At 63.0% G+C, this 23,851-nt stretch carries 25 protein-coding genes; 6 read left to right on the plus strand and 19 right to left on the minus strand.

The features are described 5' to 3' along the window. The first annotated feature begins 180 nt into the window (after positions 1-180). Entirely contained in the window at positions 181-591 is a 411-nt protein-coding gene (locus tag FJ974_RS18325; protein WP_140538433.1) for a RidA family protein, read from the plus strand. Between the two features lie 45 nt (positions 592-636). On the opposite strand, the gene eno is transcribed toward FJ974_RS18325, so the two are convergent. From eno to FJ974_RS18365, 9 genes are all read right to left on the minus strand, one after another. After that, a complete protein-coding gene (gene eno, locus FJ974_RS18330; RefSeq protein ID WP_140538434.1) occupies positions 637-1,911 on the minus strand; it encodes a phosphopyruvate hydratase in 1,275 nt (424 codons plus the stop codon). A gap of 393 nt (positions 1,912-2,304) precedes the next feature. Further along, positions 2,305-2,670, minus strand: coding sequence for a PRC-barrel domain-containing protein (locus tag FJ974_RS18335; protein ID WP_140538435.1), 366 nt, complete (start codon positions 2,668-2,670; stop codon positions 2,305-2,307). Between the two features lie 184 nt (positions 2,671-2,854). Further along, complete coding sequence (locus tag FJ974_RS18340; RefSeq protein WP_140538436.1) at positions 2,855-3,058, minus strand: dodecin family protein; 204 nt, start codon at positions 3,056-3,058, stop codon at positions 2,855-2,857. A gap of 97 nt (positions 3,059-3,155) precedes the next feature. Further along, positions 3,156-4,001 (minus strand): 3-deoxy-8-phosphooctulonate synthase, encoded by an 846-nt coding sequence (kdsA, locus tag FJ974_RS18345; RefSeq protein ID WP_140538437.1) that lies wholly within the window; start codon positions 3,999-4,001, stop codon positions 3,156-3,158. Continuing rightward, positions 3,998-4,873: a VOC family protein gene (locus tag FJ974_RS18350; RefSeq protein ID WP_140538438.1), complete on the minus strand. Its 876-nt coding sequence runs from the start codon at positions 4,871-4,873 to the stop codon at positions 3,998-4,000. The genes kdsA and FJ974_RS18350 overlap by 4 nt, the downstream gene beginning before the upstream one ends. A 71-nt stretch (positions 4,874-4,944) precedes the next feature. Further along, on the minus strand, positions 4,945-5,232 hold the full coding sequence (locus FJ974_RS18355; protein ID WP_140538439.1) for a Dabb family protein: 288 nt from the start codon (positions 5,230-5,232) through the stop codon (positions 4,945-4,947). A 98-nt stretch (positions 5,233-5,330) separates the two neighbouring features. Beyond that, the gene (locus FJ974_RS30190; RefSeq protein ID WP_264296753.1) at positions 5,331-5,465 is read right to left on the minus strand and encodes a hypothetical protein; all 135 of its coding nucleotides are present in this window, start codon (positions 5,463-5,465) and stop codon (positions 5,331-5,333) included. A 97-nt stretch (positions 5,466-5,562) separates the two neighbouring features. Then, positions 5,563-7,536 (minus strand): bifunctional 2',3'-cyclic-nucleotide 2'-phosphodiesterase/3'-nucleotidase, encoded by a 1,974-nt coding sequence (locus FJ974_RS18360; protein ID WP_140538440.1) that lies wholly within the window; start codon positions 7,534-7,536, stop codon positions 5,563-5,565. Between the two features lie 136 nt (positions 7,537-7,672). Next, positions 7,673-8,938, minus strand: coding sequence for an NAD(P)/FAD-dependent oxidoreductase (locus FJ974_RS18365; RefSeq protein ID WP_140538441.1), 1,266 nt, complete (start codon positions 8,936-8,938; stop codon positions 7,673-7,675). A gap of 172 nt (positions 8,939-9,110) precedes the next feature. Between FJ974_RS18365 and FJ974_RS18370 the strand changes: the two genes are divergently transcribed. Beyond that, positions 9,111-9,773: a 5-formyltetrahydrofolate cyclo-ligase gene (locus FJ974_RS18370; RefSeq protein WP_140538442.1), complete on the plus strand. Its 663-nt coding sequence runs from the start codon at positions 9,111-9,113 to the stop codon at positions 9,771-9,773. A gap of 3 nt (positions 9,774-9,776) precedes the next feature. Here FJ974_RS18370 and FJ974_RS18375 read toward each other — a convergent pair whose 3' ends face one another. Next, positions 9,777-10,250: an Lrp/AsnC family transcriptional regulator gene (locus FJ974_RS18375; RefSeq protein ID WP_140538443.1), complete on the minus strand. Its 474-nt coding sequence runs from the start codon at positions 10,248-10,250 to the stop codon at positions 9,777-9,779. A gap of 156 nt (positions 10,251-10,406) precedes the next feature. On the opposite strand from FJ974_RS18375, the gene ald reads away from it, so the two are divergent. After that, complete coding sequence (gene ald, locus FJ974_RS18380; protein WP_140538444.1) at positions 10,407-11,522, plus strand: alanine dehydrogenase; 1,116 nt, start codon at positions 10,407-10,409, stop codon at positions 11,520-11,522. A 483-nt stretch (positions 11,523-12,005) separates the two neighbouring features. Here the strand turns inward: ald and FJ974_RS18385 are convergent, their stop codons facing one another. From FJ974_RS18385 to FJ974_RS18405, 5 genes are all read right to left on the minus strand, one after another. Continuing rightward, entirely contained in the window at positions 12,006-12,473 is a 468-nt protein-coding gene (locus FJ974_RS18385; protein WP_140538445.1) for a DUF1203 domain-containing protein, read from the minus strand. A gap of 129 nt (positions 12,474-12,602) precedes the next feature. After that, a complete protein-coding gene (locus tag FJ974_RS18390; protein WP_140538454.1) occupies positions 12,603-13,166 on the minus strand; it encodes a GNAT family N-acetyltransferase in 564 nt (187 codons plus the stop codon). 5 nt (positions 13,167-13,171) lie between these two features. Then, entirely contained in the window at positions 13,172-14,023 is an 852-nt protein-coding gene (gene sseA / locus FJ974_RS18395; RefSeq protein ID WP_140538446.1) for a 3-mercaptopyruvate sulfurtransferase, read from the minus strand. 26 nt (positions 14,024-14,049) lie between these two features. Beyond that, positions 14,050-14,793 (minus strand): alanyl-tRNA editing protein, encoded by a 744-nt coding sequence (locus tag FJ974_RS18400; protein WP_140538447.1) that lies wholly within the window; start codon positions 14,791-14,793, stop codon positions 14,050-14,052. After that, complete coding sequence (locus tag FJ974_RS18405) at positions 14,793-15,827, minus strand: cysteine synthase A (RefSeq protein WP_140538448.1); 1,035 nt, start codon at positions 15,825-15,827, stop codon at positions 14,793-14,795. The genes FJ974_RS18400 and FJ974_RS18405 overlap by 1 nt, the downstream gene beginning before the upstream one ends. 216 nt (positions 15,828-16,043) lie before the next feature. On the opposite strand from FJ974_RS18405, the gene FJ974_RS18410 reads away from it, so the two are divergent. Both FJ974_RS18410 and FJ974_RS18415 read left to right on the plus strand, forming a co-directional pair. Continuing rightward, on the plus strand, positions 16,044-16,883 hold the full coding sequence (locus FJ974_RS18410; RefSeq protein WP_140538449.1) for an SDR family oxidoreductase: 840 nt from the start codon (positions 16,044-16,046) through the stop codon (positions 16,881-16,883). Positions 16,884-16,953: 70 nt separating this feature from the next. Beyond that, complete coding sequence (locus FJ974_RS18415; RefSeq protein ID WP_140538450.1) at positions 16,954-17,943, plus strand: alpha/beta hydrolase; 990 nt, start codon at positions 16,954-16,956, stop codon at positions 17,941-17,943. Between the two features lie 80 nt (positions 17,944-18,023). Here the strand turns inward: FJ974_RS18415 and ltrA are convergent, their stop codons facing one another. The 4 genes from ltrA to FJ974_RS18435 all read right to left on the minus strand — a co-directional run bounded on the left by ltrA (position 18,024) and on the right by FJ974_RS18435 (position 22,236). Next, a complete protein-coding gene (ltrA, locus tag FJ974_RS18420; protein ID WP_226891292.1) occupies positions 18,024-19,403 on the minus strand; it encodes a group II intron reverse transcriptase/maturase in 1,380 nt (459 codons plus the stop codon). Between the two features lie 505 nt (positions 19,404-19,908). Beyond that, positions 19,909-21,348, minus strand: a complete 1,440-nt coding sequence (locus tag FJ974_RS18425) for a DEAD/DEAH box helicase (protein ID WP_181177312.1) — start codon at positions 21,346-21,348, stop codon at positions 19,909-19,911. 357 nt (positions 21,349-21,705) lie between these two features. Then, positions 21,706-21,993, minus strand: a complete 288-nt coding sequence (locus FJ974_RS18430; RefSeq protein ID WP_140538639.1) for a type II toxin-antitoxin system RelE/ParE family toxin — start codon at positions 21,991-21,993, stop codon at positions 21,706-21,708. A 6-nt stretch (positions 21,994-21,999) separates the two neighbouring features. Then, positions 22,000-22,236, minus strand: coding sequence for a transcriptional regulator (locus tag FJ974_RS18435; RefSeq protein WP_140538640.1), 237 nt, complete (start codon positions 22,234-22,236; stop codon positions 22,000-22,002). Positions 22,237-22,299: 63 nt separating this feature from the next. Here FJ974_RS18435 and FJ974_RS18440 point away from each other — a divergent pair, with 63 nt between their 5' ends. Beyond that, complete coding sequence (locus FJ974_RS18440; RefSeq protein WP_140538641.1) at positions 22,300-23,832, plus strand: acyl-CoA carboxylase subunit beta; 1,533 nt, start codon at positions 22,300-22,302, stop codon at positions 23,830-23,832. Positions 23,833-23,851 lie beyond the last annotated feature (19 nt).

Genomic DNA, 23,851 nt, shown 5'->3' on the forward strand with positions numbered 1-23,851 from the left:
TAATTGACAGCATGCTGTCGGTTGATCAATCATCGCCGGACATCACTGCGAGATCAGTGCGTCAGCCGGATGGATGGCGTTAAGCCCTGGCGGCGAGCTGGCGCTGGCGCGTCGTCCTGTGTGCCAGCGACGCGGTCATCACCAATGTCGATTTCAGTCGAACGTAGCAGGAGATTGTTGGTGCCGCTCGAACTCATCAACCCCAAGGATCTGCCAATTCCAGAGATGTACACGCAGGTTGTCGTCGCGGCGGGAACCAAGCTGGTATTCGTCTCAGGTCAGCAGCCCGAGGACATACACGGCAAGCTCGTCGGGCATGGTGATTTTGCGGCGCAAGCGCGCCTGGCATTCGGCAATCTCGGACGAGCGCTCAGTGCGGCAGGTGCACGGCCTGAGCAAGTTTGCAAGATCACAATCTACATTGTCGATTACAGGCGCGATGAACACGTTCCGATCATCGAAGAAGCACAGATTTCGCTGTTTGGAGATCACAAACCAGCGAATGTCGTGGTCGGGGTAGCGATAATGTCTCCTGGCTACCTCATAGAGGTCGACGCGATAGCGGTCATTGACGAGTCCAATAGAAGCTAGTGAGCAGCTCGCGTGATCCTTTTTCACGCGAGCTTTAGATCCAGATCAGCTCTTGACCACCGACTTGCCGGCGTAGCGCGCCTGCTTGCCGAGCTCTTCCTCGATGCGGATCAGCTGGTTGTACTTGGCCATGCGGTCGGAGCGCGACAGCGAGCCGGTTTTGATCTGCCCGCAATTGGTGGCGACGGCGAGGTCGGCGATGGTCGAATCCTCGGTTTCGCCCGAGCGGTGCGACATGACGGCGGTGTAGCCGGCCTTGTGTGCGGTCTCGACCGCGTCGAGCGTTTCGGTCAGCGACCCGATCTGGTTGACCTTGACCAGGATCGAATTGGCGACGCCCATGCGGATGCCGTCGCGCAGCCGCGCCGTGTTGGTGACGAACAGGTCATCGCCGACCAACTGGATGTTCTTGCCGATCATGTCGGTCAGGATCTTCCAGCCTTCCCAATCGTCCTCGGCAAGGCCGTCCTCGATGGTGATGATCGGATAGTCGGCGGCGAGCTTGGCAAGGTATTTCGCCTGCGCCTTGGGGTCGCGGGTCTTCTTCTCGCCCTCATAGACATAGTTGCCGTCCTTGAAGAATTCGGTCGCGGCGCAGTCGAGGCCGAGCGCGACCTCCTCGCCCGGCTTGAAGCCGGCCTGCACGATCGATTCCATGATGAAATCGAGCGCCGCCGGCGCGCTCTTCAGATTGGGCGCGAAACCGCCCTCGTCGCCGACATTGGTGTTGTGGCCGGCATCCTTGAGCTTCTTCCGCAGCGTGTGGAAGATCTCCGAACCCCAGCGCACGCCGTCGCGCAGCGTCGGCGCGCCGACCGGCAGGATCATGAATTCCTGGAAGTCGATCGGGTTGTCTGCATGGGCGCCGCCATTGATGATGTTCATCATCGGCACCGGCAGGATATGCGCCTTGGTGCCGCCGACATAGCGGTATAGCGGCAGGCCGGCGGCTTCCGCGGCGGCCTTGGCCACCGCCAGCGACACGCCGAGGATGGCATTGGCGCCGAGCCGGCTCTTGTTGGGGGTGCCGTCGAGCTCGATCATCGTCTGGTCGATATGGATCTGGTTCTCGGCTTCCATGCCGCCGATCGCCTCGAACAGCTCGCCATTGACGGCCTCGACGGCGCGCTGAACGCCCTTGCCGAGATAGCGCGGGCCGCCGTCGCGCAGCTCGACCGCCTCATGCGCGCCGGTCGAGGCGCCGGACGGCACCGCAGCGCGGCCCATCGAACCGTCTTCCAGCACGACATCGACCTCGACGGTCGGATTTCCACGGCTGTCCAGGATTTCACGCCCGACAATGTCGATGATGGCGGTCATTTGCGATGTCCCCGATTGATCGATTGAAGCGTCGCGCCCCTCTTAGCCAAAGCATCGCAAAAGGCAATCGGGCCGCCCGCAAATAGTGCCGCCGGCACGATTCACGAAGCGCAAATTTGTGTCATCATAAGTCATGCGCATCGCGCACGCTTCTCATCTATGGTGGCGTTCGCGCGGGGCGAAACAGGAGAGGGTTTCGCCATGTCCCAGTTGAGCGGTATCGTGAGTTTGTTCCTGATCGCGGCGGCGTTCCTGACGTCGTGCGATCCCCAGAAGCCCCAGCAAGGCTCCATGGAGCTGTCTACCCTGCACGCGGGGGAGTAGATCCCGGACACTCAAAGGCCCCCGGTTCTGCCAGGGGCCTTTCGATTCCAGCCTGCGGTTTGTCGGCAATCAATGCCAGTACGGCGCCACGTTATAGTAGGCGAAAGAGGCATCGCGGGCCGCTTCGCCGTCGGCGCCGGTCAGCTCCTTGATCGAGTACGCGGGCGCCGCCTTGAGCTGGTCCTTGGTGAAAGGCACGACGTAGCCGCCCTTCTCCGGATCATAGTCGAGGCTGGCCCAAGGGATGGCATGATATTTCTCGCCCATGCCGAGGAAACCGCCGAAACCGATCACCGCGAACATGATGCCGTTTGACATCTTGTCCAGCATGACGTCCTCGATGCTGCCAATGCTGTCTCCTTCGGTGTTGTAGACCGTCGTGCCGATGACGCGCGAAGCGGCAATGGCTTCGGTATGCCCAGACGGGGTAGCCATGATTGATCTCCTCTCGGTTAGATGCCCGCAGGGACAATGAGAGGAACTGGCGAAGGTTCCAGAGACTTTTCGCCGGGTGCGAAATTCTAAAGCGCGTCGCGCTGACACGGATTTAGGCGATGCGCTTTGGATCTTTGTTTTGATGCATTTCGCAAAACCGCTGCATACTTTTGCGCGGCATGCATTAGTCCATGAGGATGAAGGTCACTTTCATGTTTACCCGATAGGCTGAAATCTTGCCGTCCTGGACATCGATCTTCTGGTCCTGGATCCAGGCACCTTCGACATTCTTCAAGGTTTTTGCGGCGCGCGCAATGCCCTGCTCGATGGCGTCCTGAAAGCTCTTGCTGGACGATGACGTGATTTCGGTAACGCGGGCGACGGACATGGCTTCCTCCTGCCAAAGGCGCTCAGTTGCAATACCAGCGTACAACCGGCTTTTTACAACAACAAGCCGGCGCAGGATCGGCTTCGCGCCGTCTATATCAGAGTCCCTTGGCGATGCGGTCGAACGCCATCAGCCTCTCGAGCAGTGCGGGCATGTCCTTCAGCGGCACCATGTTGGGCCCGTCGGAAGAGGTCGAATTGTCGGGGTCCTGGTGCGTCTCGATAAAGACGCCGGCGACGCCGACGGCCACCGCGGCGCGGGCCAGCGTCTCGACGAAACGCCGTTCGCCGCCCGAAGAGCCGCCCTGCCCGCCCGGCTGCTGCACCGAATGCGTGGCATCGAAAATGACCGGCGCACCGATCTCGGCCATAATGGGCAGCGCGCGCATGTCGGAGACCAGCGTGTTGTAGCCGAAGGACGCGCCGCGCTCGGTGACCAGCACGTTGGCGTTACCGGAGCCGGTGATCTTGGCGACGACGTTCTTCATGTCCCAGGGCGCGAGAAACTGCCCCTTCTTCACATTGATCACCTTGCCGGTTTTCGCCGCCGCGACCAGCATGTCGGTCTGCCGCGAAAGAAAGGCCGGGATCTGCAGGACGTCGACATGCGGCGCCACGATGGCGCACTGTTCCTCGGTATGGACGTCGGTCAGAACGGGAAGCGAAAATTCCTTGCGCAAATCGTCGAAGACCGGCAGCGCCGCCTCGAGCCCGGCGCCGCGCGTTGCCGACAGCGAGGTTCGATTGGCCTTGTCGTAGCTGGTCTTGTACACCAGCCCGATGCCGAGCTTGCGGGTCAATTCCGTCAAGGCGCCAGCCATGTCGAAGGCGTGCTGGCGCGATTCCAGCTGGCACGGGCCGGCGATCAGCGACAGGGGCGCCGCGTTGTCGAAGACGACTTTGCCGACGGTTACCGATGCATTGGGCGCCGAGGGCTTGCTCATGGGATCTCCCGGAAGATGAAGGCGGCGCCCTGCCCGGGCGCCGGCGGCACGACGATATCGTTGCCGCTCATGTCGTATCCGATCGCGCTGGTTGCAAGCACGCGCGTGGCGGCTGCTATGCTGCGGACCGAGAAAACGATGGCAGCGAAGCGCAGCTCCGAAGAGGCCATCGCCGGAACGCCAAAGCGCAAGGCAAAGGCGGCTGGGTTGAGCACGTTCAATGTCGCGTTCGGCAGGCCTACGGTGTCGTCATCGCGTTCTTCGATGCCGGCAGCGATCGAAAGCAGCCGGCGCGGCGCTGGCGGCTCGTCGCTGACCGCGACGATCTCGACGATGCCGGTCACGCCGTTGGCATGCGCCTGGAGCGCCGTGCGATCGATCTTCGGCGCGTTGATGCGTTCGACGGCAAAGAGGAAAGCGTCGCTCCCAAGGTGGTCGGCGCAGAAGGCCAGCCTGAAGGATGCCATATCGCTTTGTCCTGCCGCGTCGGTGAAGGCGCGCGAAAATTCCAGCACGTCGCCGGCCGACAGGCCGGTCTCGAAATAGCGCGCATGGTCGGCGCCAGCGTCGCCTGTCCCGAGGGCGACGGCGGAAAAGCCCTCGTCGCCCAGCCTTTCGCGGTAGAGGCGGTCGCGCGCGACGAAGACATTGCCCTCGCCTATGGCGCGCTCCGCCACTTGCTCGTTGCCCACCGCCAGCGGCTCCAGATAGGTGCCGTCAGCGAAAAAGACGCAGCAGTTTTCGGTTCCGAAGGGATGGACGCCGGTCGGCGCGACGACAAACCCGAGCGAGACCAGGCGCTGCCTTGCGACATCGAGGCTGCGTGTCGGCAGCACAAGATGGTCGAGCGGATGGGCGGAAATCTTCGTCATGCCGGCGCGGTGTGCCCCATTCCCGCCGACGGTTCAAGGGCACGGCGGCACGTGCCAAAAGAGTCCGTGACTCAGGCGGCCACGACATCGGCCGAATAACGCAGCTCCCGCAACGGTTTGACCTTGCTGGTGGTCTCGGCATAGAGGGGATGCGCCTTGTAGGCCGCGAGCGCCGCCTCGTCCTCGAATTCGGCATAGACGACCACGTCGATCGCGTTGGAGAACTGATCGACCTTGGTGTTGAGCGTCACCTCGAAATGACTGGAATGCGGGATTTTGCCGAGCTCCTGCAAGCCGGAGCGCACTGCCTCCACATCCTCGTTGCGCCGCGCGCTGAAGAAAACGATGTGCCGGATCAATCCAGCCTCCCTGATCGTCAGTTCAGGCGTGTTTTTTGTGGGAGCAAGGCCGTCCGGTCAACCGGCAACGATGTCGCGCCCGTTACCCGGCGCAGCGGTCAGCCGGCTCCGGTGACATAGCGCACGATGCGCGACATCTCCCTGACGGTCAGGTCGAGATAGTGGCCCTGATTGTAGAGGCCGTCCCAGATCAGGAAAAAGGTGACGGCGGCAATGACGATCACATAACGCATAGCTAAAACTATCGCATGTCGCCGGCTGGAACCAGAGCAGGTGCGGGGCAATCGGTCCAGTTCACCGGTTTTCGCCGGTATGCGCTTTTTCGCGGCCTCAAAGCGTGATGCGATATCTGGCAAACCCTGCCTCGCCCTCGCCCGCCGGCTCGATCTTCAGCGACTTCACCTCGGCAATAAAATCCTTCGCGTTGGGGCCGGTCTCGAAGACAGCGCTGGCGCCGGGCAGCGGCGCGAACGACCAGTTGCCGTCGGCCGACGGATTGATCGTGCCTTCGCTGATGACATAACGCACGATCACGTCGCGGTTAGTGTCCGGCGCCTCGTAGATGATTTTCGAGGCGTTGATGTCGGGGAAATTGCCGCCGCCGCCGGCGCGGTAATTGTTGGTGGCGACGACGAATTTTGCCGCCGAATCAATCGGTTTGCCGTCGAATTTCAGATCGACGATGCGATTTGAGCCGGCATTGGCTATGCCGCCCTTGGAATCGTATTTCGACGGCTGCGACAGGTCGATCTTGTAGGTGACGCCGTCGATGACATCGAAATTGTAAGACGGGAAATCGGCGTTGATGAGCGGCTGGTCGGCCTTACCCGGTTCTATCCTGTTGAAGATGCCGGCTGACATCTCCAGCCATTCCTTGACTTGCGCGCCGGTGACTTCGACCGCCCGCACGGTGTTTGGATAGAGATAGAGGTCGGCGACGTTCTTGATGGCGATGTCGCCGACCGGCACGTCGGTATAGTAGTCGGCGCCGCTGCGGCCGCCAGCCTTGAAGGGCGCGGCCGCCGACAGCAGCGGCACGTCCTTCCATCGCGTGCTCTTCAATATGTCCTTGAGGTACCAGCTTTGCGCCTGGTTGACGATCTGCACCGACGGATCGTCGGCAACGAGCGCGAAATAGGAATAGAGCGGCGCCGAGGTCTTGCCGACCGGGCGGCGCACATAGGCAAGCGTTGCCTCGTGGTCCTGCTCCAGCGCCGCGACGATGCGCTTGTCGTCACCGACCGTCGGCCTGTTCTTGTTGTCGACACGCTCGTAGATCGGCCGCGCCTCGGAGGTCGCCGAGACGACCCGCCATTTCGAGCCGTCGCGCTCCAAAAGCAGGTCGATCAGGCCCATATGCGAGCCCCAGAAGCCGCCCATCACCGCCGGCTTGCCTTGCAGGGTGCCCTTCTCGGCGTCGACGCCTTCGAGCGCCTGGAAATCCTTCTTGCCGGGGAAGACGAGATGCTGGTGACCGGTGAAAACCGCGTCGATGCCTTCGACACCGGCGACGAAGAACGAGGCGTTCTCCATCATGTCGCCCTGCTTGACGTCGATGCCGGAATGCGAGAGCGCGATCACGATGTCGGCGCCCTCCTCACGGATCTGCGGCACCCAGGCCTTCGCTGCCTCGACGACATCGCGCGTCTTGACGTTGCCTTCCAGGTTCTTCAGGTCCCAGACCATGATCTGCGGCGGCACGAAGCCTATGACGCCTATCCTGATCGGCTGCTCGGCGCCCGAGCCGTCCTTGATCTTCCTGTCGAGGATGACATAAGGCTTGAGATAAAGCTTGTCGTCGCGCGGGTTCGCGGCAAGCGTGGTGCCGCGGATCAGGTTGGCGCAGACGAACGGGAAATTGGCGCCGGCCAGCACCTTGTCCATGAACGACAGGCCGTAGTTGAATTCGTGGTTGCCGAGCGTCGAGCATTCATAGCCAAGCAGGTTCATGCCCTTCATGACCGGGTGCAGGTCGCCATCCTTCATGCCTTTCTCATAGGCGACATAGTCACCCATCGGGCTGCCCTGCAGCAGGTCGCCATTGTCGATCAGCATCGAATTGGTGGCTTCCTTGCGCACTGCGTTGATCAGCGAGGCGGTGCGGGACAGGCCCATCGTGTCATTTGCTTTGTCGGCATAGTAATCATAGGGAAGCACATTGACATGGATGTCGGTGGTTTCCATGATTCTCAGATGCGCCTGGTTGGCCGCGGCGCAGGCGGAGAACGGGTGCAGCACGATCAGCGCACCGGTGGCGGCGGCGCCGGCCAGGAACTCGCGACGGGAGACGGGCAGTCGTGACATTGTTTCCTCCTCTTCGACATCATCACCAGCCCAACCCCTGGCGCAAAGCTTGGCGCTGAAAGCATCTCAAGTCCATGGCTGTCGGAGACCTGTTGATCACGACAAGGTGACGCTTCGATGAAACAGGCGCTGGAAATCAGCTCTTGTCGTCGTCACCCTGGGTGATCAGGCGGGCGCTGCGCTGGCCGGTAAAATATATCCACAGCCAGCTAAGCGAAACCGTAAGCCGGTTACGGAAGCCGATCAGGAAATAGATATGCGCCATGCCCCAGAGCCACCAGGCGATCCATCCGGTGAGCCTGATCCAGCCGAAATCGATCGCAGCCGCGCGTTTGCCGATCGTCGCCAGATCGCCGTCGTGGTGGTAACGGAAAGGACGCAGTGTCGTATCGCCGGCCAGCCGCGCCTTGATGGTCGCGGCGACATGCTTGCCCTCCTGCTTGGCGGAAGGCGCCACGCCGGGCACCGGCTTTCCGTCCGGCCGCAGCACATGCGCGGTATCGCCGATGACAAATATCTCCGGATTGCCTGGCACAGTGAGATCGGGCTCGACCAGCACCCTGCCCGCCCGGTCGGCGGACACTCCCAGCCATTCCCCGGCAGGCGAAGCGGCAACGCCCGCCGCCCACAGGATTGTCCTTGCCGGCAGGCGCTTGTCGCCAAAGACGACGCCTTCGGCATCCAGCCGCGTGACGGGCCGGCCGAGCTCGACCGTCACGCCAAGCCGCTCAAGCGCCTTGCGGGCGTAGTCCGAAAGTTTCGGCGCGAAATTGGCAAGGATGCGGTCGCCGGCCTCGATCAGCACGACGCGCGTTTGCCTGGTATCGATGCTGCGGAACTCGCCGCGCAGCGTATCACGCGCAAGCTCGACAATGGTGCCGGCGAGCTCCACGCCGGTCGGTCCGCCGCCGACGATTACAATGGTCAGCAGGGCCTGGCGCTTCTCCGGATCGGCTTCCCGTTCGGCCTGCTCGAAAGCGATCAGAATGCGGCGCCGGATCGTGGTGGCATCCTCCAGCGTCTTCAATCCGGGTGCAAAAGGTTCCCATTCGTCATGGCCGAAATAGGAATGGCGAGCGCCGGTGGCGAGCACCAGCGTGTCGTAGCTGACCGCGACGCCGTCTTCGAGCAGGACACGCCTGCCCGCGCGGTCGACGCCGATGACATTGCCCAGAAGCGTCGTGACGTCCTTGCGCTTGCGCAGCAGGTGACGGATCGGCCAGGCGACCTCGGAGGTCGCCAGCGACGTCGTCGCCACCTGGTAAAGCAGCGGCTGGAAAAGGTGGTGGTTGCGCTTGTCAATCATCGTGATGCGCACCGGCGCGCCGGCAAGCGCGTGGGTGAGTTCGAGGCCGCCGAACCCCGCGCCGACGACCACGACATGATGGCTGGCATCTTTCATCGCACCACCTCGCAAGCGAACCCGCTGACCCTGATGTAAGCATTTTTGTGCAGCGCAACAACATTGCCCTGGAAGCCACCATTGCCCGGGAGTCGTCGCCCGGTGTCGTGAACGCACATGCCGCTCGCCAGCCTCGGGTATAGCGTGGAACCGATGACGACCGGAGTGAAGCATGGCTAACAATCGCGAAGACGAAGGTCCGGCCCAATACGCCTCGCCGCCCTGTTTCATGCACGAGCTCGATCCGGAATTCCGGGCCCCGCTCACCGACTGGACCGATGTCAGGCGCTGGCGCAAAGCCGAGCGCGAAAGGCTGATCGCCGCCCGCCTCGCCGTTTCCGCCGACGCGCGCGCGGCGATGTCGACGCGCATCGCCGAAGGTCTCGACGCCATGATCGGCGACATTGCCGGCCGCATGGTCAGCCTCTACTGGCCGTTCCGCGGCGAGCCGGACCTGCGGCCTTGGATGGCCGCCATTAACGAACGGGGCGGCCGCACAGCGCTCCCCGTCGTCATCGAGAAGGGACAGCCCCTGGTGTTCCGTGCCTACAGACCGGGCGACCGGCTGGAGAAAGGCGTCTGGAATATCCCGATTCCAGCCGAGGGCGATCCGGTGCTGCCGGATGTCGTGATCTCGCCCGTCGTCGGCATCGATCCCGGGAACTACCGGCTGGGCTATGGCGGCGGCTTCTACGACCGCACGCTTGCCGCGATGCCATTCAGGCCGCTGGTGATAGGTGTCGGTTACGGATTGCAGCGCATTCCCACCATTTATCCGCAGCCGCACGATATCCCGATGACCACGGTGGTGACCGAGGCCGTCGCAGGTAAATGACGGCTAAGCCATCTCCGGCCTCAGCCCCATCGCTGTCCTGTCGACGATCTCGCGCAAGGCAAAGGACGAATTGATCTTCGTCACATGCGGCATGGCCGACAGCCATTCCTTGTGGATGCGCTCATAGTCGACGAGGTCCTTGGCGGCGATGCGCAGGATGTAGTCGTATTCGCCCGACATCAGGTGGCAGGACAGCACGTTGGGGCAACGCTTGATCGCCGCCTCGAAATCCGACAGCGTCTTTTCGAATTGTCCCGACAGCGATATATGCACGATCGCCGTCATCTGGTGGCCGAGCGCTGCGTTGGACAGCCGGGCGTGATAGCCGCGGATGGTTCCGGATTTCTCCAGATTGTCGAGCCGCCGCGAACAGGCCGACTGCGACAGCCCGACCTTTTCCGCAAGTGCGGCATTGGGGATCCGGCCATCCTTCTGCAAAGTCTCCAGAATGGCGATATCGATCCTGTCCAGCGGCATTTTTCGTGATTCCTGCGAAGATAACGGCATTTTGCGCAACGATTATCGAAGACTGCATGCTGTCGCAAGCGTATTCGCAAACACCTACGGAACGTTTCGTGGTTCACTCTGTTCAACAGGGAACGTGCCCTCTGAAGGGCCGGACAGGAGAACAAAATGCGCGTCGGCTGCCCCAGGGAAATCAAGAACCATGAATATCGCGTCGGCCTGACGCCCGGCTCGGTCCGCGAATATGTCGCGCACGGCCATGAGGTGCTGGTCGAGACCGGCGCCGGCGCCGGTATCGGCGCCGACGACAACGCCTACCGCGCCGCTGGCGCCATCATCGCCAAGACGGCCGCCGATGTGTTCGCGAAATCCGACATGATCGTCAAGGTCAAGGAGCCGCAGCCCAACGAATGGGTGCAGCTGCGCGACGGCCAGATCCTCTACACCTATCTCCACCTGGCGCCGGATCCGGAACAGACCAAGGGCCTGCTTGCCTCCGGCGTCACGGCAATCGCCTATGAGACGGTCACCGACGACCGCGGCGGCCTGCCGCTTTTGGCGCCGATGTCGGAAGTCGCCGGCCGCCTGTCGATCCAGGCCGGCGCCACCGCGCTGCAGAAGGCCAATGGCGGCCGCGGCGTGCTGCTCGGCGGCGTGCCCGGCGTGCTGCCGGGCAAGGTGACGGTGCTGGGCGGCGGCGTGGTCGGCCTGCATGCGGCCAGGATGGCCGCGGGCCTCGGCGCCGACGTCACCATCATCGACCGCTCGATCCCGCGCCTGCGCCAGCTCGACGACCTCTTCGCCGGCCGCGTCCACACCCGTTATTCGACTGTCGAGGCGCTCGAGGAAGAATGCTTTTCCGCCGATGTCGTCGTCGGCGCCGTGCTGATCCCGGGCGCCGCGGCACCCAAGCTCGTCACCCGCGAAATGCTGTCCGGCATGAAGAAGGGTTCGGTGCTGGTCGACGTCGCCATCGACCAGGGCGGCTGTTTCGAGACCTCGCATGCGACCACCCATGCGGACCCGACCTATGAGGTCGACGGCGTCATCCACTATTGCGTCGCCAACATGCCCGGCGCGGTTCCGGTGACCTCGGCCCACGCGCTCAACAATGCCACCTTGCATTACGGCCTGCAGCTCGCCGACAAGGGCCTGAAGGCACTGGTCGACGACCACCATTTGCGCAACGGCCTCAATGTGCACAGGGGCAAGATCACCAACCGCGCCGTCGCCGAGGCGCTCGGCTATGAAATGGTCGAGCCGAAGGCGGTGCTCGCCGCCTGACGCGCAACTGAAGAGCTTCCTCCCGTCTCGCCCGCCGGTTCATTCCGGCGGGCTTTTTCTTTGCCGGGAGCACTCAACTTCTTTGCCAGGCACGCGCGACTTCTTGGCCGGACGACGCAATCTCTTTGCCGGGACAAGGGCAACAAAAAAGCGGAGCCAAAGCCCCGCTTCCTCGATGTTGGGACGCCGCCGGTTCATCCGCGGTCGGCAATCCATCAACGCTTGCTGTTTAGCGCGGCAATGCGACGGGGGTACGACAGTCTTGACCGAGAGCGGTGCGGTCCTGCCTTGCCACGCAATACGCGTGCTGTGTGAAATGCTTCACATTCGGCCCCCGAAAAACATGCCTAGACAGAGCCCTGACGGCTTGTGCCGCCACCGGTGCCGACGAATAGCCGGCCCGCTGGCGGATTTGCCTGAAGGCTTCTGTCAAAGACCAACTCCCAACGGCCCGCCAGACCATCGGCGGGCTTTTTTTCCGTCTCAAGCCCGCACGATGCGGCACTGGTAGCAATTGTTGCGTGCCGAGCGGACATGGATGTAGGCGATGTCGTCGCGCTCGAGCAGCGTCTGCGCGCGGACCGCGATATCGCCGGTCGGAGTGACCGCGCCGCTGCCATAGACGATGCGGTCGTCGCTGCCGTAGCCGCGCACGATGTAGTCGCTGCTTTGGAGCATTTCGGGGAGCGCATCCTCGTCGGGAGCGCGTTCGCACTCATCCGCATGCAGGAAGATCGGCCCGGTCTCGGCATAAGGCTGCAATTCGGGGAACGGTCGGTATGCGACGATGAGATAGGTATCACCGGCGGCAACGTTCTTCAGGCAGTGCCGGCATGGCACGCCGTCGCCGTCGGAAATCTTTTGTTCGGGCGCGCGGCCGTAGGCGTCGGGACCTCCCCGCTGCAGGGCGCGAACGTTTTCGGTCGGCAAGGCTTTGAACTGGATGCCCATGGCAAATCTCCCGGTGTCAATGGCCGGAAATTATGCCTTGCCGAAACTGCCTCCCACCCGATTCCTGCGCAGCAGGCCGAGGCGCGTTCCCGGGGACCGCGGATAAACCGCAAGTTCAGCCGGTAGAAATCATGGCCTCATAACGCTCGCCGAGCGTTCGACGAAGCTCATCGGATGCACGACTTCCTTCTTCTGCGCCACCGGCGCGAAGCCGAGCTTCTGGTAAAGCGGCAGAGCCGCGGGATGGTCGAGCGTGCAGGTCTGCACGGTGACGCGCTTCGGCCCGTGCGCCCAGGCAGCGGAGATGGCGGCGCCCAGGAACCAGCGGCCGATGCCCTGGCCGTGCGCATGTTCCATCATGCCGAAATATGCAAGCTCCACTTCCTCCGGCAGATGCGGCTTGAGATCGAAGAAACCGGCGGGGGAACCATCGAGATAAAGCACCCTGATGTCGCGGTCCTCGCGGTGCAGGCCGGCCGCCAGTTCCTCGTCGCTCAGCCTCAGCACATTGACCCAATGCCATTTGCGGCCGACGCGATCCATCAGATAGCGGTAGAAATGCAGCGGGATGTCCTTGGTCTTCAACAGCGCGATCTGGCGGTTGTAGGGCGCCGGCGGCGATGCCGCCGGCGGCGCATGCATTTCGAGAAACGTGACGGTGACCTCGATATCCTTCAGCGCGCCGTTTTCCATCGCCGTCATTCCTTGCCCGTCACCACCGGCGTATCGCCTAGTCCGCCCCACTCGGTCCATGAACCGTCGTAAAGCCTGTTATCGGTGTGACCAAGCGTCTCCAGCGCCAGCGTGATCGCGGCCGCGGTGATGCCCGAGCCGCAGGATGTGACGACCGGCCTCGTGAGATCAATTCCGGCATCCTCGATTACCTTGCGAAGCCGATCCCTGGGCAGCAGCTCGCCGTTCTCGGCAAGGGCCGCAATCGGCACATTGCGCGCGCCCGGCATATGACCGGAACGAACACCGGGGCGTGGCTCAGGGTCGGTTCCGGCGAAACGGCCGGCCGATCGAGCGTCGGCGATCTGGCTTTCGTGCCTGTCGACGATCCGGCGCATCTCGTCGAGGCCGACGACCCTGCTTGCATCGAAATCAGCCTGGAAGATGCAGGGCGCGATCTTCGTCTGCTCCGCGGTGACCGGACGGCCTTCGGCCTTCCAGCGATCGAAGCCGCCATTCAGGATGTAGACCTGGGAGACGCCCATGACCCGGAACATCCACCAGCCGCGCGGCGCCGAAAACAAACCCGGGCCGTCATAGACGACGATCGTGTCGTCAACCGAGACGCCCATGGCGCCGACATATTGGGCGAAATATTGAGGTGACGCCAATGTGTGCGGCAGCTTGGAATCCGGGTCTGAAACGGCGTCCTGATCGAGGAACCGCGCACCCGGAATATGCGCCGCATCATATTCGGCGCGTGCGTCGCGCTTTTGCGCCGGCAGATACCAGGAAGCGTCGATGATGGTCAGGCCGGGCTGTCCCAGTCGCTCTTCGAGCCAATCCGCGTCGACGATGAAAGGACTGTCTTCGGCCATTTTCTCGCTCCTGCCCTTGTTCGCCGTCAGTTCGCCGGCATCGGCCCGAAGCGAATGCGGAAGCGCCGGTTCTCGCGGCCCTTCTTTTCGATCTTGCCGATATGGATCTCGCCGATCTCGCCGCTGCTCTTCACATGGGTGCCGCCGCAAGGCTGGCTGTCGATCGCAGCATTTTCGCCGATGCAGACCAGGCGGATCCTGCCGGTGCCGACGGGCGGCCGCACGTTCTTCGATTTGACCAGGCCGGGATTGGCGGCAAGTTCCTCGTCGGTGATCAATCGGGTGAAGATCGGATGATCGGCGCGCACCAGCTCTATCAGCCGCGCTGTCACCTCCTCCTTGGTGAAGAAGGCGTCGGGGATGTCGAAGTCGACACGGCTGTCATCCTCGGAGACCGCGGCCCCGGTGATCGGGAACGGGCAGACGACGGTGAGCAGATGACAGGCCGAGTGCATGCGCATCAAAAGATGCCGCCGCTGCCAGTCGATCGCAAGCTTCAGCGTCTCGCCGACCGTGGGCAGCGCCTGCTCGGCCGCCGGCACATGGATGATCTCGTCCTTGGTCTCGCCGGTGATGGTGGCGGCAACCGCGATACGGCTGCCGTCGGCGCGTTCGAACGTTCCGGTGTCGCCCGGCTGCCCGCCCGAAGTGGCGTAGAAGATCGTCCGGTCGAGAATAATGCCGCCGCGCTCATTGACGGCGACGACCGTGGCATCCGCCGCCTTCAGATAGGCGTCGTCGCGAAACAGCGCTTGCGTCGTCCTCGCCATCACGCCACCTTTTCGAACGGCACCGAAATCTCTGTCTTCTCTTCCATCCAGCCCGGCACTGGAAGATTCTTTTCGCGCAGGAAGGCGGGATTGAACAGCTTCGACTGATAGCGTGTGCCGTAGTCGGCAAGAATCGTCACGATGGTGTGGCCCGGTCCAAGCTCACGCGCCAGCCGGATGGCGCCGGCGATGTTGATGCCGGTCGAGCCGCCGACGCAGAGCCCCTCTTCCTGGATCAGATCGAAGATGATCGGCAGCGCTTCCTCGTCCGGGATCTGGTAGGAAAAGTCCGGCGTGAACCCCTCGAGATTGGCGGTGATGCGGCCCTGCCCGATGCCTTCGGTGATCGAGTTGCCATCGGATTTCAATTCACCACTGGTGTAGAAACTGTAGAGCGCGGCGCCCAGCGGATCAGCGAGCGCGATCTTGACGTCCTTGCTCTGGCCCTTGAGCCCGAGCGCGACACCGGCGAGCGTGCCGCCAGAGCCGACCGCCGAAACGAAGCCGTCGATCTTGCCGCCTGTCTGGGCCCAGATTTCCTGCGCGGTCGTGCGGACGTGACCATCGCGGTTGGCGACATTATCGAACTGGTTGGCCCAGATTGCGCCGTTGGGCTCGGAGCGTGCCAGTTGCGCGGCAAGACGGCCGGACAGTTTTATGTAGTTGTTGGGGTTCTTGTAGGGAACGGCCGGAACTTCGATGAGCTCGGCGCCCAGGATCTTGATCGTGTCCTTCTTTTCCTGGCTCTGCGTGTCGGGGATGACGATGACGGTGCGATAGCCGAGCGCCTTGGCGACCAGCGTCAAACCGATGCCAGTGTTGCCGGCAGTGCCTTCCACGACGAGCCCGCCGGGCTTGAGCAGGCCGCGCTGCTCGGCATCGCGGATGATGAAAAGGCCGGCCCGATCTTTCACCGATTGTCCTGGATTCATGAATTCGGCCTTGCCGAGGATCTCACAGCCGGTCGCTTCCGAAGCCTTGTTGAGCCGAATCAAGGGCGTGTTGCCGATCGCTTCGATCACAGAACGGGGCATGTGGGATTCCTTTATGTGTGCGGCGAGGACCCTAGAAACCAGAAGCTGCGGTTTCAAGGCAAGAATTTGCCTGGTCCAGTCGCATTCCGCGCGCTGCAATCCTTCCCGGCCCGCTCTCGCGGTCCCCGCGACGATTTCAACAATGTGCGCAGAAGCGCCCTTTCCATTCGATTTTTTCATCGCTAGAGCACTACCGACACATTCGCAGGACTTCGCATGGCACTCTACCGGGCCAACCCGAAAGACGGCGTCGCCTGGATTACCGGCGGCAGCAGCGGCCTGGGCCGATCGTTAGCCAAGAACCTCGCAGCGCAGGGGTACGCTGTCGCGGTAACGGCGCTGCCGGACGATCCGGTCGATACGCTGCTGGTCGAGACGGCGCAGATGCCCGGGCATGTAAAATCCTTCCCGTGCGACGTCACCGACGAGCAAGGCATGGCGCAGACGGTCGCAGCGATCGAGAAGGAGATGGGGCCGATCGTGCTCGCCGTCTTCAATGCCGGAAACTACATCGCCACCCCCGGCGAAAACCTCGTCGTGCGCGATTTCCACCGCTCCTTCGCCGTCAACTATTTTGGCATCGTCAACGGCGTTGTGCCCGTCGTCGATTATATGCGGGTGCGCTCGCGCGGCCATGTCGTCCTGGTCGGTTCGGTCACCGCCTATTCGGGATGGCCGACCACCGCGGCCTATGGCGGCACCAAGGCGGCGATCAACATCCTGGCGGAATCGCTGAAATACGACTTCGACAAAATGAACATCCGCGTCCAGGTGATAAACCCGGGCTTCGTCGACACCTCGCTGACGGAAAAGAACATGCTGCCGATGCCTGGCCTGATGCCCGTGCAGCGCGCCTCGCGCCGCATGGCGCGCGGCATCAGGAAGGGCGGCTTCGAGGTTACCTTTCCCTACCACATAAGCTGGCCGCTGAAGCTGCTTGGCCTGCTGCCGCGGCCGATCTGCCGCTGGGTGATCGGCCTGACGACCGGCTGGAAAGCCAGGCCGCTGAATTTTGACCGCAAGCTGCCGAGCAAGACATCGGACGAGGCGAGTTAAGCCGGCGAAGCGACGATTGCCTGCCGGCCGGTACGGCCGCAGGTTGAAAAATTATTGGTTGGAGTCTGCCATGGGGCGACGGATCGTGCTTGCTGTGCTTGGCCTTGCCGTCATCCTTGTCGTTGGCTTCTTTCTCGGTCCGCGCGTAGCGGCCGACACGACAATCCGTTTCGATCCTTCGGCGATCGGCGACGATCCGCAGGCCTATCTGGCGCACGAAGAGGCCGCCGTGCCCAATATCCGCGACGGACTGGACAAGGAAATCATCTGGGCGAACCCGATGGTTCACGCCAAGACGAAGCTTTCGATCGTCTACATCCACGGCTTTTCGGCTTCCAAGGGCGAGGTTCGCCCGCTGCCGGACGATGTCGCCGATGCGCTTGACGCCAATCTCTTCTACACGCGCCTGACCGGCCACGGGCAGGATGGCGCGGCGATGGCCAAGGGCAGTGTCAATGCCTGGATCAACGACTATGAGGAGGCGCTGGCGATCGGCCGGGCGATCGGCGACAAGGTGATCGTGATCTGCACCTCGAGCGGTGGCTCGCTGGCGGCATGGGCCGCAACCCAGCCGGGCACCTCCGACGGCGTCGCCGCGATCGCGTTCATCTCGCCGAATTTCGGCGTCAAGGCGTCCGGCGCAGAGGTTCTGACCATGCCCTGGGGCAGGCAGATCGCCGAACTTGTCGGTGGCAAGGAGCGCAGCTTCACGCCGCGCAATGCACTGCATGCGAAGTTCTGGACCTATAAATACCCGATGGCCGCGACCCTGCCGATGGCCGCGCTCACAGACCTTGCCTACGGCGCGCCGGTCGAGAAGACGACCATCCCTGCTTTGTTCATCTTCTCGGATGCGGACAAGGTGGTGCGGCCCGACCGCACGCGCGAGATCGCCGGCCGCTGGGGCGGTCCGCACGAGCTGGTGCCGGTCGAGGATACCGGCGATCCGGACAACCACGTCATTGCCGGCGATGCGCTGTCGCCGTCGACCACGAGTTTTCTGGCCGAACGGATCGAGGTGTGGGTCAAGGCGCTGACGCAGCAGCAGGCAAATCCTTGAATCGGGATAGGGGGAAGCCTCGCGGCTCCTCCCCTCCCACACCACCCTGCGTACGGGTCCGTACAGGGCGGTTCGATTGGTTATGCGGTCTTGGCGGGTTCGATGGAAGCGAGGCCGATGCTTGCGAGGAAAGCATTTGGCAGGGCAATGGCGAGCGCGGGACTGTTGCTGATGCGCCAGGGACCGTGCGCACTGCCGGCGGTTTGTGCCGCCAGCTCGCGCCCGACACCCCGGCGCCGCAGCTCCGCGAAGCGGGTGCGCCCGCGCGTCCACTGTTTCCATGCGATGGATCGCAGCCTTCGCCTGATCCACCGGTCGAGGTCGCGCAGCACCGACGGGGTTTCGCAAAAGCCGAAGTAGCCGCGCCATCCTTTCAGATAGGTCGACAGCTCCTTGGCTATCAGCACGAGGCTTGCGCCCCGCGTCCGCATCGTCAGCACCCGCACGCGCTCCTTGAACCGGGCGACCGCCTCAGGCGCGATCCGACGCCTTGGCGTCTTCTCGTCCGTGAAGCTGAAGCCGAGGAACTTGCGCCGGTGCGACGGGGCGACCGCGCTCTTGTGCGTGTTGACCTTCAGCTTCAGACGCCTGTCGAGGAAGCGTTCGACGCTGGCCATCACCCGTTCACCCGCCCGCACACTGCGCACATAGATGTTGCAGTCGTCGGCGTAACGCACGAAGCAATGCTTGCGTCGCTCCAGTTCCTTGTCGAGTTCGTCCAGCATCAGATTCGACAGCAGCGGCGAGAGCGGGCCGCCTTGCGGCGTTCCCTCATCGATTGGGCCGACCAGCCCGCCTTCGAGCACTCCCGAGGTCAGAAAGCCCCGGATCAGACGAAGGAGGCGCGGATCGGATACCCGCTTGGCCACCAGCCCCATCAGGATGTCGTGGTTGACCCGGTCGAAGAACTTCTCCAGGTCGATGTCCACCACGATGCGGTGGCCCGACGCGATGAACGCTTGCGCCGCGGCAACCGCCTGATGTGCCGAGCGTGCGGGTCGGAACCCGTAGCTCGACGCGCTGAACCCGTCATCCCATGCGTCCTGCAGCTCCTGCATCACCGCCTGCTGGATAAAGCGGTCGAGCACTGTCGGGATGCCGAGCGGACGGGTGCCGCCGGACGCCTTCGGGATTTCGACGCGCCGCACCGGTTGCGGCTTGTAGGAGCCTTCGAGCAATTGGGCACGAAGTTCGGGCCAGTGGTCTTTCAGATGCAGCGCCAAGGCCTCGACACTCATGCCGTCGATCCCCGGCGCTCCCTTGTTGCGCCGGACCTGCGCCAGCGCCTTCCTCAGATTGTCGCGCTCGACAATCGCTTCCATGCACGGTCCGGCCATCGCCGCCGGGCTTTCGGAGGCGGCGTTCGCCGCACGGGCTTCGGTCCCTGCCCCAGAGCGGTCGCGGGCTTCACCCGCTCCCATCTCGGAGAAGGCCAGCTCAAGCTGGGTTTTCCGCCGCATGGCCAATGCGAGAACTCCGTCCTACTCGTCCTTCCAACCGTTCGAGCCTTCGCCTCCGGGCAAGCCCGGCGGCTACTATGCCCTCTGCTGACTTCTGCGCCGCGATCGGCACGCCTCACGGCGGGCTCAGTCCGGAATTCCGGACACGGCGCAGATCTCCCGAGGTAAGATCGACCGCCTTCCCCGCACACCCGCCGGATTTACCACCCCGGCCCTTGATGACCATGGACTTCGCGGTCACGTGCCCGCTCGTCCGGCCGGGTAGGCCTCATATCCGGTTCTTGTCCATCGGGTCGCGGGTTTGCTCCACGCTTCCTTCAGACCCCGCCTCACGACGACGCCCTTGCGCTTCGCTAACCCTTCGCCGTCATCAGGCTGGGTAGAGGACTCACACCTCCAAGCTGTCGATCATGCTCGGCACACACGAAAAGCGGCCGGAGCCATCGCTCCGGCCGCCTCCAATTATCCTAGACGGCGTTGACCCAGAACGGGCCGGTCCGTCAGCTCAAGCCGCCCGGTTGGCCGGACGCTTGCCGCCGAAACGGCGCTTGTTGTTGCCCTTGAAGCGCTTGACACCGTCAGGCTTGCGCTCGCCCTGCGGCTTGCCGGCCTGGTCGCCGGAGGGCTTGCCGGAAAACGCCCTCTCGCCGCCGGCGCCGAAGCGCTGCTTGCCGGAACCTTTGCCGCCGCCGGGGCGCCGACCGTCACGGCGGGCGCCGTGATGCTCGCGATCATTGACCGACTCGAAATGGCGTTCGTTCTTCTCCGCTGGATTGCGCTGCGGGTCGGGGCTGCCGAGGTGGTCGGCAACGACGGGCAGCTTGGTGCGGATGATCCGCTCAACCTGGCGCAGCTTGGCGTTCTCGGAAGGATCGCAAAGCGTGATGGCGATGCCGTCCATGCCGTTGCGGCCGGTGCGGCCAATACGGTGGACGTAGCTTTCGGCTTCGTCCGGCAGGTCAAAATTCACGACATGGCTGATGCCGGGCACGTCGATGCCGCGCGCCGCGATGTCGGTGGCGACCAGGATGCGCACCGATCCTTCACGGAAATCGTTGAGCGCCTTCTGGCGGGCATTCTGCGATTTGTTGCCGTGGATCACGGCGGCCTTGAAGCCGTCGCGCTCGAGGTCCTTGGTCACCCGGTCGGCACCGTGCTTGGTGCGCGAAAAAATGATGACGGACTTCATCGCCTCGTCGGCAAGCATTTTGGATAGCACCTGGCGCTTCTGCTTGGTGCGGGCGAGCACCAGGCTCTGCACGATCTCGGCCGCCGCAGTGCTCTGCGGCGCCACTTCGACGCGGATCGGATTCTTCAAAAGGCCCTTCGCCAGTTCGGCGATTTCATTCGGCATCGTGGCCGAAAATAGCACCGTCTGGCGGTCGGGCGCCGTCGCCTTGGCGATGCGCTTGACGTCGTTGATGAAGCCCATGTCGAGCATGCGGTCGCCTTCATCCAGCACCAGCCATTTGGTGTCGGCGAGGATGAGATCGCCCTCGCGCACCAGGTCGGTCAGCCGGCCGGGCGTGGCGATCAGGATGTCGACGCCGGGCGCAACCTTCTTCACCTGGCTGAAGCGCGAGACGCCGCCAAGCACCAGCGCGGTCGAGACATGCGCCCCCTTGGCCAGGATCTTGATGGTGTCCTCGATCTGCACGGCGAGTTCGCGCGTCGGCGCCAGGATCAGCGCACGCGCCGTCTTGGGCCGGCGCTTGGTGCCAAGCCCGATGATCTTGGAGAGGATCGGCAGCGCGAAGGCCGCCGTCTTGCCCGAGCCGGTCTGGGCGATGCCGAAAATGTCACGGCCTTCCATCTGCGGCGGGATCGCCTGCATCTGGATCGGCTTCGGATTGGTGAGGCCGGCGGCATGAGTCGCCTTCAGCAGCGCACCGGTGATTCCAAGTGCTGCGAAACCGTTCAGTTCCGCTATGTTTTCGTTGGTCAAAATAATCTTCTTTCACGCGGCTTGCGGCCGCAAACATCGATGGCGGCAGGGCGCAACCTGCCGTCGAATACATTGTCAGGAAACGACAAGGCGGCGGACAGGTTCGTCCGCGCGGCTGCGCTGTCGTGCCCGCAGGCTTCATGCCACGGGGCTTTTTCGCCAGCTTGCCGATCGAGCTTAAGCCGATTTGTGGGACAAGAGGGAAAACAGACGCAACCAGTCTCATTCGTCGAGAAGACCGGATATCCCGGCCCAAGCGCCTATGTTGCTGCATATGGCGGAGTTTGGCATGAAATGCAAGGGCTCCATGTTGCGATGCAGCAAAAACCGGACAAACGAGCAGCCGTGAATATCCGCTCAAACTTCATCCGGCCATTTCCTTGCACCGTGCTGGACGAACAGAATTTCTATTTGAGTGTCCCTCACCCGATACGCGACAATGTAAGGTGTGCCGGGAATCACCAGTTCGCGCGTGCCTTCGATCTCACCGACGCGTCCGATAAATGGATTGGCGGATAACAACCGCGCAGTCTTTGAATGGATTTCGTTGACAACCCGGGCCGCGGCCCGCGGATTATGCTGGCCGATGTAATCGCCGATTGAGGCAAGCTCGATCAGATAGTGTCTGGTCCAGACAATTCGCACAAAGCCTCATACCTGACTGTATTTATTGAGGACGGCCGCTATCTCTTCTTCGTTTGCAAAGTCGCCACGGTCGGCGGCTTCGGTACCCGCTTGAACGCCGGAGATCCACTTTTCCTGCCACGCCAGGGAACGGCCATGGGACAGGGCGTCCTCGATGATCTGATCGCGAGTGAGCGTCGAGCGCGAGGTCAACATTTCGATCCTGCGGTTCAGATCCTCGGATATTTCGACGTTGTTCTTCATAGGTTTATTCTGCCATATCTGGCGAACGCCTGCCAAGAAGTTATCGCGCATGGGAGACCGGCGATGAAGGACGTGCTGAAGGAACTCGAGCGCCGCCGCGAGATCGCCCGCATGGGCGGCGGCAAGGACCGCATCGACGCGCAGCACAGGAAAGGCAAGCTGACCGCCCGCGAGCGCATCGAGGTCTTTCTCGACGAAGGCTCGTTCGAGGAGTTCGACATGTATGTCGAGCACCGCTCGACCGATTTCGGCATGGAGAAGACCAAGATCGCCGGCGACGGCGTCGTCACCGGCTGGGGTACCGTCAACGGCCGCCCGGTTTACCTCTTCGCCAAGGATTTCACCGTGTTCGGCGGTTCGCTGTCGGAAGCGCATGCCGAGAAAGTCGTAAAGGTTCAGGAGATGGCGTTGCGCAACCGCGCGCCGATCATCGGCCTCTACGATGCCGGCGGCGCCCGCATCCAGGAAGGCGTGGCGGCGCTCGGCGGCTATGCCGAAATCTTTCAGCGCAACGTGCTTGCCTCGGGCGTCATCCCGCAGATCTCGCTGATCATGGGCCCTTGCGCCGGCGGCGACGTCTATTCGCCGGCGATGACCGATTTCATCTTCATGGTGCGCGACACCTCCTACATGTTCGTCACCGGGCCGGACGTGGTGAAGACAGTGACCAACGAGACGGTGACCGCGGAAAGCCTCGGCGGCGCCTCGGTGCACACGACAAAATCCTCGATCGCCGACGGCGCCTATGACAACGACGTCGAGGCGCTGCTACAGATGCGCCGGCTGGTCGACCTGCTGCCCGCCTCCAACACCGCCGAGATCCCGGAGATCGAGTGCTACCAGTCGGTGACGGATCATGACCTCTCGCTCGACCGGCTAATCCCGGACAACGCCAATAAGCCCTACGATATCAAGGAGCTGATCCTGAAAGTTGCAGATGAAGGCGACTTCTTCGAGATCCAGCAGAGCTTTGCCAAAAACATCGTCACCGGCTTCGGCCGCGTCGAGGGCCGCACCGTCGGCTTCGTCGCCAACCAGCCGATGGTGCTGGCCGGCGTGCTCGATTCCGACGCCAGCCGCAAGGCGGCGCGCTTCGTGCGTTTTTGCGATTGCTTTTCGATTCCCATCGTCACCTTCGTCGACGTCCCGGGCTTCCTGCCCGGCACCGCGCAGGAATATGGCGGGCTGATCAAGCACGGCGCCAAGCTGTTGTTCGCCTATGCCGAAGCGACCGTGCCGAAGATCACCGTGATCACCAGAAAAGCCTATGGCGGCGCCTATGACGTGATGGCGTCAAAGCACCTGCGCGGCGACATGAACTATGCCTGGCCGACGGCGCAGATCGCGGTGATGGGGGCGAGAGGTGCGGTCGAGATCATCTATCGCAAGGACATCGGCGATCCGGAAAAGATCGCGGCCCATACAAAGGCTTACGAGGACCGCTTCCTGTCGCCCTTCGTCGCAGCCGAGCGCGGCTATGTCGACGAGGTGATCATGCCGCACTCGACGCGGCGCCGCGTCGCGCGGGCGCTGCGCATGCTGCGCAACAAGGACATGCAGAATCCCTGGAAGAAACACGACAACATCCCGTTATGAGGCGGGGCCACGACACCCG

It is taken from the genome of Mesorhizobium sp. B1-1-8, assembly GCF_006442795.2.
Taxonomy (GTDB): Bacteria; Pseudomonadota; Alphaproteobacteria; order Rhizobiales; family Rhizobiaceae; genus Mesorhizobium.